Below are 9,069 nucleotides of genomic sequence, written 5' to 3' on the forward strand. Positions count from 1 at the left end.
CGGGAGAAGGCTCATCGCGCGCCGATGCTGCTGGTGGCCGTTGCCTGCCTGGGCTCACGCGAGCCCGACATCCCACCGCTGGAGCGCATGGTGTCCATGGGAGCGGCAATCCAGAACGTTCTTCTGGGAGCGCATGCCATGGGCTTCGGGGCCGGACTCACAAGCGGCCAAGCCATGGGTTCGCCGCGAATGCGTTCGCTGCTTGCGTTGGGCGAAGGCGAGGAGGCGGTTTGCTGTGTGAACCTAGGCAGTGTCACGAAAACCAAGCCGATCCGTTTGCGCCCAATGCCGGCGTCGTTTGTCAGCACGCTCTGAACGGTTCGGATCTGTACTTCCTGGTGGATGCCAGGCCGGGGGCCGCAACGACTCCATCGTCGCGCCTGATTCCTAGTCCAAAGGAGCCTGAGATGAAAGTCGATGCCCTGATTTTCGACCTGGATGGAACGCTGGCCGATACCGAAGAAGGCCATCGTCTGGCATTCAACCTCGCGTTCGAACGCTACCGGTTGGGCTGGACGTGGTCTGCCGACGAATACCGCGGTCTGCTCAAGACCACCGGCGGAAAGGAGCGGCTCGGTGCCTATATCACTCAACTCCCGGTGAGCGAGGTCGAACGAAGCCGGCTTCTGGCCCAGGTGCCCGGGATTCATGCCGAGAAGACCAAGTTCTACAGCTCGGTGGTGAACGACGGTGCGATTCCCTTGCGCCACGGGGTCGCACGCCTGATCGAGGAGGCTCGTGCGGCTGGATGTCGTTTGGCTCTGGCGAGTGCGACCACCGCCGTGAATGTCGACGCGCTCCTGATTTCGAATCTCGGCAAGCGCGGCCCGGACCTGTTCAGCGTGGTTGCGTGTGGCGACCAAGTGGCGCACAAGAAGCCGGCGCCCGACATTTATCAACTGGCTCTGCGGCGCTTGGACCTGCCGTCCAGCAGGGCGGTGGCCTTTGAGGACTCGGCGAATGGCTTGTCCGCCGCAGTCGCCGCCGGTTTTTGGACCGTGGTCACGCCAACGTACTGGACCGAGGACAGCGACTTCTCGGCGGCGGGCTTGGTGCTGCCTGGTCTTGGCGATCCTGCCCATCCGCTTGAAGGCGAACCTGGTCGTGCGCTCCGGTCGGCGCCATGGTTGACCTTCAATGAATTGCTCGAGCGGGCTGGAGAGACCAAGCCCTCCTTGGCGAACCAAGCGTTGCACTGATGGCGATCGGACAGACTCCTCATGGCTGAACGTGTGATCCCGCTGTTTGATCATCGCCTGAAGACGCGGCGCGCGGCAGTGCCATCTGACCATCGAGGCCCGACGGGTCGACTCGTCGATACGCGCGGCCGCGTGCTCCGCGACCTGCGTATCAGCGTGACCGACCGTTGCAACTTTCGCTGCAGCTACTGCATGCCCAAGGAGGTGTTTGACGCCAACCACACCTACTTGCCGCACTCCGCCTTGCTGAGTTTCGAAGAAATCGCCCGGCTGGCACGCGTCTTTGCCGCCCAAGGGGTTCAGAAGATACGTTTGACCGGTGGTGAACCGCTCTTGCGGAAGAACCTGGAAGTACTCGTCGAGCAACTGGCGCCACTCCGCACGGTAGACGGGCGGCCGCTGGACCTGACGCTGACAACGAATGGCTCCCTTCTCGCACGCAAGGCACGGCAGCTCCGGCACGCCGGACTCCAGCGCGTCACTGTCAGCCTCGACGCTCTCGACGACAAAGTGTTCCGGCGCATGAACGACGTGGATTTCCCGGTGGCCGACGTGCTTCGAGGCATCGAGGCGGCCCAGGCCGAAGGTCTCGGGCCGATCAAGGTCAACATGGTCGTCAAACGCGGTACGAACGACCACGAGATCGTGCCGATGGCGCGGCACTTTCGCGGCAGCGGGGTTGCATTGCGTTTTATCGAGTACATGGATGTCGGGGCCACGAACGGGTGGCGTATGGACCAAGTGCTGCCGGGGGTCGAGATCGTCGACCTGCTTCGCGCGCAATGGCGGCTCGTCGCTCTCCCACCGTCTTCCGCGGGGGAGACTGCGCAACGATGGGGCTACGCAGATGCCGCCGAGCAATACGATGCGAGCCTGGGTGAAGTCGGATTGATCAACAGCGTCACGCACGCCTTCTGCGGCGACTGCAACCGTGCTCGCCTGTCGATGGACGGAACCCTCTACACATGCCTGTTCGCTTCGAGCGGTCACGATCTGCGTTCACTGTTGCGTGGCGATGGAATCAACAGCGGTTCCTCTGACGACGATCTGGCTGCGGCCATCGGCGAAATCTGGGAACACCGAGGCGACCGGTACTCGGAGCTTCGGGCTGACACGTCTTCACATCAGGGAAGTGGTCGGCGGCGGGTCGAGATGAGCTACATCGGGGGCTAAACGTGGACGAGCGGGGCGCATCTATCCCGTCGCACACGAGGGTGACCGTGAAGTACTTCGCCTCCATCCGCGAAGCCATCGGCTGCAGCGGCGAAAGCGTTGATACCCGTGCGTCCACATTGGGCGACCTGCGCGACGAGTTGATCGCGCTAGGCGGCGCGCGGGCCGAGTCCTTGGCACGCGGGAGAGCGGTGCGCGTCGCCCTGGCCCATGTGATGTGTGATGAGTCGGTTCATCTGATACCAGGGTGCGAAGTGGCCTTCTTCCCTCCGGTGACCGGCGGATAGACCATGGCCGAACTCTCGGGGGGACAGGGCCCGACCGATATGGTCAGCATTCAGTTCGAGGACTTCGACCTGACGAGCGAAGTGAAAGCCTTGCGCGCAGGCGACGCGAGCGTGGGAGCTGTCTGCTGCTTTGTCGGGACGGTACGTGATCGAAACGATCAGCAATCCACCGCGACCCTGGAGTTGGAGCACTACCCAGGCATGACCGAAAGGTGCATCGGTGCATTGATCGACGATGCTCGGGAGCGCTTTGGCATCTGCGCGGCAAGAGTCATCCATCGAGTCGGCGAGTTGCAGCCTCTGGACCAGATCGTGCTGGTCGCGGTGACGTCAGCCCACCGCGGTTCAAGCTTCAACGCTTGCGAATTTCTGATGGATCGCCTCAAGACTGAAGCACCGTTCTGGAAGAAAGAGCACACCGCACAGGGACCGCGGTGGGTCGATGCGCGCGTAAGTGATCACGCCGCTGCCGCACGTTGGCGAAATTAAGGAGATGCTGATCAATGAGCCCCGCACCGCGGGTTGAGCAGGACGCGACGCGAAGCCGGCGTGAAGTCGGTCGTATTCGCTCTGCTCAGCACCGTTGCCGGGCCTGTTGAGCCTCTTGCGAGGCTGCTTTGCGCGTTCAAGACGCACCTCGGGCATGGAGATCCAACAGCGGCCTCTTCGCGATCACGAGGTTGGCCAGGCCGAACAGGCTGAACAGCTGCGCCTCGTTCTTGGCCAGGCCCTTGTAGCGAACCTTCCTGTGCCGAAACAGGTTCTTGACCACGTGGAACGGATGCTCGACCTTCGCGCGCACGCCGGCCTTCAACTGCTCGGCCTGCTCGAGCAGCCGCGCCCACTTGAAAGACAGGTTCAGCTGCTGGCGCTTGCCCGGCTTCATCGCCACGTGCCACTGCGGCCCCATCGCCTCTTCGCGCTTGGCCACGCCCTGGTAGCCCGCGTCGCCGAAGGCCGCCGTCTCCTGGCCGTGCAGCAGCGCGCCGGCTTGCGTCACGTCGCCCACGTTGGCCGCCGTGCCGATCACCGTGTGCACCAGGCCCGACTCGGCATCCACGCCGATGTGCGCCTTCATCCCGAAGAACCACTGGGCTCCCTTCTTGGTCTGGTGCATCTCGGGGTCGCGCGCCTTGCCCTCGTTCTTGGTCGAGCTGGGCGCGGCGATGATCGTCGCATCGACGATGGTGCCCGCGCGCATCAGCAGCCCTTGCTCGCCCAGGTGCGCGTTGATCTCGTCGAACAGCGCCCGGGTGAGGTCGTTGGCCTGCAGCAGGCGACGGAACTTCAGCAGCGTCGTGGCGTCGGGCACCGACTCGCGCGACAGATCGATGCCCACGAAGTCGCGCAGCGCCTGGCTGTCGTACAGCGCGTCTTCGAGCGCCTCGTCGGCCAGGCCGTACCACTGCTGCAGACAGTACATGCGCAGCATGCGTGCAACACCGATGGGCTGGCGGCCGACTCGCCCGCTCCTCGGGTACAGCGGCTCGATCACCGCGATCAGACGGGACCACGGTACGACGCGCTCCATCTCGGCGAGGAACTTCTCGCGCCGCGTGCGCTTCTTCTTCATCGCGTACTCGGCGCTGGCAAAGCTGCGTTGGCTCATGGTCGTCATGCTGCAGTTTTCGATGCCTTCACGCATGCATGGGGCATGCCTGATGGGGCCTATTGATCAGCATTTCCTTAAGGGATCAAGATGAAACTGACTGGATCTGGATGGACTCTGCGGACGAAAATTTCTGCCGTGATCGCGGCCGTGATTTTCCCGGTCTTCTTCTTGCTCGGCTGGTGGGGGAGCGTTGAGATCGAGCGGTTCGTGGAACTCGAAGCTGCCAAAGGGCTGATGAACTTTGTAGACGCCAAGCAGCAGGGCGTCATCCGGTTCCTCGGACAGAATCGAAAGTTGGCGGCAGTCTTCTTGGACGTTGGTCCTGCGTTGTCGCCCGAGGCAATGCGAGCATTGCTTCGTGCCGCAGTGGCTAAGGATGTTTTCCGACCCGAAGATCACAAGTTCAAGAAGGAAATCGACGCCGGAACGCGGAAGATCGCGGCATGGAATGCCTATCACCGGATCGACTATGTTCGTGACGGCACGATTGTCGTCTCAACAGACACAGCCGTCGAAGGGCTTCCTCCGTCAATTCGCAAGGAACAGTTTCCGAGAGGCTATTCCGAGGTTTACGAAAAGGACGGCAAGTTCTGGTTGACGTTCATTGCGGGCAAAGGTCGCGACGCCGTGCTCATCCACGCGAACGCTCGGATGCTCGACAACATCGTCTCGGGCGAGATTGGCAACCTCGAGACCGGCATGGGTGCGTATTACCTGGCCGGTGTGGGCAAGACCTTTGACTACTACATCACCAGCGCCGACAACATGCTCATCACATCGAGTCGAGTCAAAGGCGATGGCGCCTTGCTGACGGACATCGGAAACAAGGCGCCCTGGTCTATCAGTCGCGGTCGCGAGCCGAGCGTATCTTGCAAGGATGATGTCTATGTGACCAACGTCGGAGCCACGACAGGCTGCCGGGAAACCATGGGTCTTTACACTGCGAACGACGGAAGCAAGATGCTCGGCGTCTCGATGCCCTTCTACGACTCCGACTGGACGATCGTGGTGGAGCAGAAGGCCGAAGAGCTCCTTCAGCCGTACGGCGAGCTGAAGACGAAGTTGATGGTCGTGTTGGGCGTGGTGACGCTGCTCATCTTCCTTGTACTGCAGCGGCTCGTCAGCATGTTTGTCAAGCAAACGCTGCGCGTCAGCATATAGCCTGGGCTGACAACGTCGCCATGACAACGCCTGACAGCGCAACCGTCTACAAGAAGACCGAAGCCGGCACCAAGGCGATTGCCAGCCGGAATGCCGCGCTGTCCCCCAGGCTGCGCCATCTGCTCATCTTGATCAACGGGTTCGAGACGGCCGGGAGCCTTCTCCAGAAACTTGCCGTGCCGAATTTCGAATCCACGATGTTCGACCAGTTGGTCGCTCTCGGCTTTGTCGAGGCGGGGCACGGCAAGGTGATGTCTTCGCATGCGGCTGCCTTGCATGATTCACTCGAGCCGGCGCGATTTCTCAAGGCAAAAGCCTACATCCTCGATGTGACGCGTTCGCTGCTTTCCGACGATTCGCATCCCATCGTGAAGTCTGTCAAGAGTGCCGAAGACGAAGCCGCCTTGGTGGTGTGCGTCGACGCCTGCCGCAAACTCATCGTCACGCTGAGTGACCGCGCCACGGCAGACAATTTCGCAGCCAAAGTGCGATCGATTCTGGACTGAGGTTGTTGGTGCACCCGCGCACGGTTCCGGGTTGGCGAACGAGCTCGCCCGCTGCCGTGCTGCACCCGATGCGGTTGTTGTGGGTGATTCATGCCCTGTGCGCCGTAGGATTCGCGCTCGCGCCCCTGGTCAGGCAAGGCGACTATCTGGTAGACGCGTTGACACTGCATAAGTACTGGGGCCTGGGCCTGACCAATCTCGCGCCGCTGGCGGCCTGTGTTGTTGGCTTGTCGTCGGGGCTGGCTGGTTTGCTCTGCCCGCGGTCGCGCTTCATCTCCGCAGCGCGGGACGTGGGAGTCCTCTTGGGAATGCTGCTTGTCACGCTCACCTACCTCCAGGCACGCCAACATGTCCTGATGTTCGGCAGCATTTGCGTTGCAGGCGGCGGCATCCGTCCTGACCCCTTGGCACCCATTCTTCCCATGTCGGTATGGTGGGCTGCAATGCTGACCCACGGCATGCTCATGGCCGCGACCTGGGTCACACGCGAAGCCGTTGCTGGTAAGCGGCATGGATCGATCTGAGGGCGCAGCCTACCTCGACCCGTCGGACAGAACTGGCTGGGCATAGAGCCCCGTCTCTTTGCCGATGATCTTGATCGTGCCTTGTTGGCCGACACCGTGCCATCGGACCGCACATCCCGAAGAACACCGCGCGAGTCTCGTCCGTAGCTTCGAGTTCGCGGTCGAAGGACGGATCGAACGGCAGCGACGAGTTCGACACGTCGTCACGGGATGCCGACCGTGAATCGAGACGGCGGCCTGGCATGCGCGAAGCCCCCCTCTGGTAAGCATCGTGGATCGATCTGAGGGCGCACATGTCGACGCGCGCCGCTGCCTTCCGACGTCTCTGGCAGCACCGGGGTGCCCGCTCCTCCGAGATGCGCGGCACCACGCCGCACCGCCAGCGTGCCGGACATCGGCGATAGAGATGAGCTACATCGGAGGCTGACCCACGAGGCCTCGCGCTTGGGCCTGCGCCGCTGCGGAGACTTCAGCGCGAAATCTGGTGGCGCAGCCGATCCCGCGAGATCATGGGCGCGCACCTCTGGCACCAATTCGCAGAATAGGCAATCTTTTCGCTCAACCTGGCGCCCGTGCGCCCGATATTCCAGCGTGCCTGTGCATTCGCGCCTGGCTCGCATATGGAGGACGAGCGCCATGAATCGATATTTCGCGACACTTCGCGCAAAGACAACACTGCTGGTCGTCGCACTCATCGCGGCGTGCCTATTGGGCTCCACCGCGTACTTCGCCTATTCCACATATTGGCTGGAGGTGAAGACCGCGTTGGGCGGCTTGATGAACTTCGTCGACGCGAAGCAGCAGGGCGTGATTCGCTTCCTCGGGCAGAACGCCAAGCTGTCGCGTCAGATGGCGTCGCTGATGATGGACAGCGGGCCGGACGTGGCGCGCAAACACTTCGCTGCCATCGTCGCAAGCGACGTCTTCGACGTCAAGGACCATCCGTTCAAGGATGAGATCGCAGCCGGCAAGCGGACGCTTCCGACGCTCAAGACCTATCACGCGATCGACTACGTCGAAGGCGGTGTGATCAAGGTCTCCTCGGATCCGCGGCGCGAAGGCAAAACGTGGTCTGGCAAGGTCGACGCCAAGCGCACCTACTCCGGCGTCTACATGGATGCCGAGACGCCCATCCTGACGTTCGCGACTCCTGCCGGCAAGGGTCAGGTGCTGGTGAACGTGGATGCGAGGATGCTCACCGCCATCGTGAACGGCGAAATCGGCAACATGGAAGGCGGGATGGGAGCTTTCTATCTGGCCGGCGTGGGCAAAACCTTCGACTACTACATCGTTGACGAAGAGAACCGCTTGATCACCGAGTCGCGGACTCGGCCGGGTCAGATGCTCAAGGGCAAGGGCAGCGAGATGCCGTGGAAGCTGACGCAGATGACGGCAGGCGTGACCTGCGGCTCCGACGGCAAATATGCGACCAGCGGTCAATGCACGACGGGTTGCCGCGAGGCCATGGGTTTCTACACAGGGATCAATGGCCAGCAAATGCTGGGCGCATCGATGCCGTTCTACGATTCCGGCTGGACGATCGTCGTCGAGCAGGTCGCGGAGGAACTTCTCGCGCCAACGTGGCTGTCGCTGCTCAAGGTCATGTTCTTCGGCGTCGCGATGACGGTGGCTGCGGCAATGCTGGTGATGTGGCTGATCGGCCGCTATACGCAGCGGTCCGTTGCGCCGCTGCTGGCCTCGCTCTCCCGGTTGAGCGCCGGCGACCTCACCCAGCCACTCGTAGCGCGCTCGAATGACGAGCTCGGCAACGTCGCGGTGGCGATGGAGTCATTCCGACTCCGACTGGTCGAATCGCTGGCGACGGTGCGAAGCAGTGCCGACCGTGTCGTCAGCGCCAGTGCGGACATGGCCAGCGGCAACTCGGACATCTCGCAGCGGACCGAGCAGCAGGCCGGCGCCTTGCAGCAGACGGCCGCTTCCATGGAGCAACTGGGCGGCACGGTGCGACAGAACGCCGACAACGCGCAACAGGCCAATCAGCTCGCGCTCGGGGCGAGCACGGTGGCCATTCAAGGCGGCGAAGTGGTGGGCCAGGTGGTCGACACCATGAAGGGCATCAACGAGAGCTCCAAGAAGATCGCCGACATCATCAGCGTGATCGACGGGATCGCATTCCAGACCAACATCCTCGCGCTGAACGCCGCGGTGGAAGCTGCTCGCGCAGGTGAGCAGGGGCGCGGCTTCGCAGTGGTGGCCTCCGAGGTTCGCAACCTGGCGCAACGTAGCGCGGAGGCCGCCAAGGAAATCAAGACGCTGATCACCACGAGCGTCGAGCGGGTCGCGCAGGGAACGAGGCTGGTCGACCAGGCGGGCGGCACCATGGCCGAGGTCGTCAGTTCCATCAAGCGCGTCACGGACATCGTCGGCGAGATCAGCGGCGCGAGCAGCGAACAAAGCACGGGCGTGGCGACCGTCGGCAAGGCCATCAGCCAGATGGACCAGGCTACGCAGCAGAACGCCGCACTCGTCGAACAGAGTGCGGCGGCCGCCGAAAGCCTCAAGGTCGAGGCAGATCAGCTGGTGCGCGCCGTGTCCCGATTCAAGTTGCAGGCGGACGGCGTTGCGGCGTAGTGGACTGCCGGGCCA

General features: G+C 62.7%; 10 protein-coding genes. 9 read left to right on the forward strand and 1 reads right to left on the reverse strand.

Annotation, left to right across the window (positions count from 1 at the left end):
- From VGE08_RS04640 to VGE08_RS04660, 5 genes are all read left to right on the forward strand, one after another.
- Positions 1 to 315, forward strand: a 315-nt coding sequence (locus VGE08_RS04640) for a nitroreductase family protein (protein ID WP_331066692.1), incomplete at its 5' end; no start/stop codon positions are given.
- A gap of 92 nt (positions 316 to 407) precedes the next feature.
- Entirely contained in the window at positions 408 to 1,199 is a 792-nt protein-coding gene (locus VGE08_RS04645; protein ID WP_331066693.1) for an HAD-IA family hydrolase, read from the forward strand.
- A 21-nt stretch (positions 1,200 to 1,220) separates the two neighbouring features.
- Entirely contained in the window at positions 1,221 to 2,372 is a 1,152-nt protein-coding gene (gene moaA / locus VGE08_RS04650; protein ID WP_331066694.1) for a GTP 3',8-cyclase MoaA, read from the forward strand.
- Between the two features lie 47 nt (positions 2,373 to 2,419).
- Positions 2,420 to 2,659: a MoaD/ThiS family protein gene (locus VGE08_RS04655; RefSeq protein ID WP_331066695.1), complete on the forward strand. Its 240-nt coding sequence runs from the start codon at positions 2,420 to 2,422 to the stop codon at positions 2,657 to 2,659.
- Between the two features lie 3 nt (positions 2,660 to 2,662).
- Positions 2,663 to 3,148 carry a molybdenum cofactor biosynthesis protein MoaE gene (locus VGE08_RS04660; protein ID WP_331066696.1) on the forward strand — a complete coding sequence of 162 codons (486 nt, stop codon included), beginning with the start codon at positions 2,663 to 2,665 and terminating at the stop codon, positions 3,146 to 3,148.
- A gap of 136 nt (positions 3,149 to 3,284) precedes the next feature.
- Here the strand turns inward: VGE08_RS04660 and VGE08_RS04665 are convergent, their stop codons facing one another.
- The gene (locus VGE08_RS04665) at positions 3,285 to 4,268 is read right to left on the reverse strand and encodes an IS5 family transposase (protein WP_331066701.1); all 984 of its coding nucleotides are present in this window, start codon (positions 4,266 to 4,268) and stop codon (positions 3,285 to 3,287) included.
- Between the two features lie 90 nt (positions 4,269 to 4,358).
- Here VGE08_RS04665 and VGE08_RS04670 point away from each other — a divergent pair, with 90 nt between their 5' ends.
- The 4 genes from VGE08_RS04670 (at position 4,359) to VGE08_RS04685 (ending at position 9,054) form a co-directional block, all read left to right on the forward strand.
- Positions 4,359 to 5,432 carry a hypothetical protein gene (locus VGE08_RS04670; protein ID WP_331066697.1) on the forward strand — a complete coding sequence of 358 codons (1,074 nt, stop codon included), beginning with the start codon at positions 4,359 to 4,361 and terminating at the stop codon, positions 5,430 to 5,432.
- Positions 5,433 to 5,452: 20 nt separating this feature from the next.
- Positions 5,453 to 5,938 carry a hypothetical protein gene (locus VGE08_RS04675; RefSeq protein ID WP_331066698.1) on the forward strand — a complete coding sequence of 162 codons (486 nt, stop codon included), beginning with the start codon at positions 5,453 to 5,455 and terminating at the stop codon, positions 5,936 to 5,938.
- A 56-nt stretch (positions 5,939 to 5,994) separates the two neighbouring features.
- On the forward strand, positions 5,995 to 6,462 hold the full coding sequence (locus VGE08_RS04680; protein ID WP_331066699.1) for a hypothetical protein: 468 nt from the start codon (positions 5,995 to 5,997) through the stop codon (positions 6,460 to 6,462).
- Between the two features lie 636 nt (positions 6,463 to 7,098).
- Entirely contained in the window at positions 7,099 to 9,054 is a 1,956-nt protein-coding gene (locus tag VGE08_RS04685) for a methyl-accepting chemotaxis protein (RefSeq protein ID WP_331066700.1), read from the forward strand.
- Positions 9,055 to 9,069: the final 15 nt, after the last annotated feature.

The organism is Steroidobacter sp. (genome assembly GCF_036406195.1).
In the GTDB taxonomy this organism is placed as follows: domain Bacteria; phylum Pseudomonadota; class Gammaproteobacteria; order Steroidobacterales; family Steroidobacteraceae; genus Steroidobacter.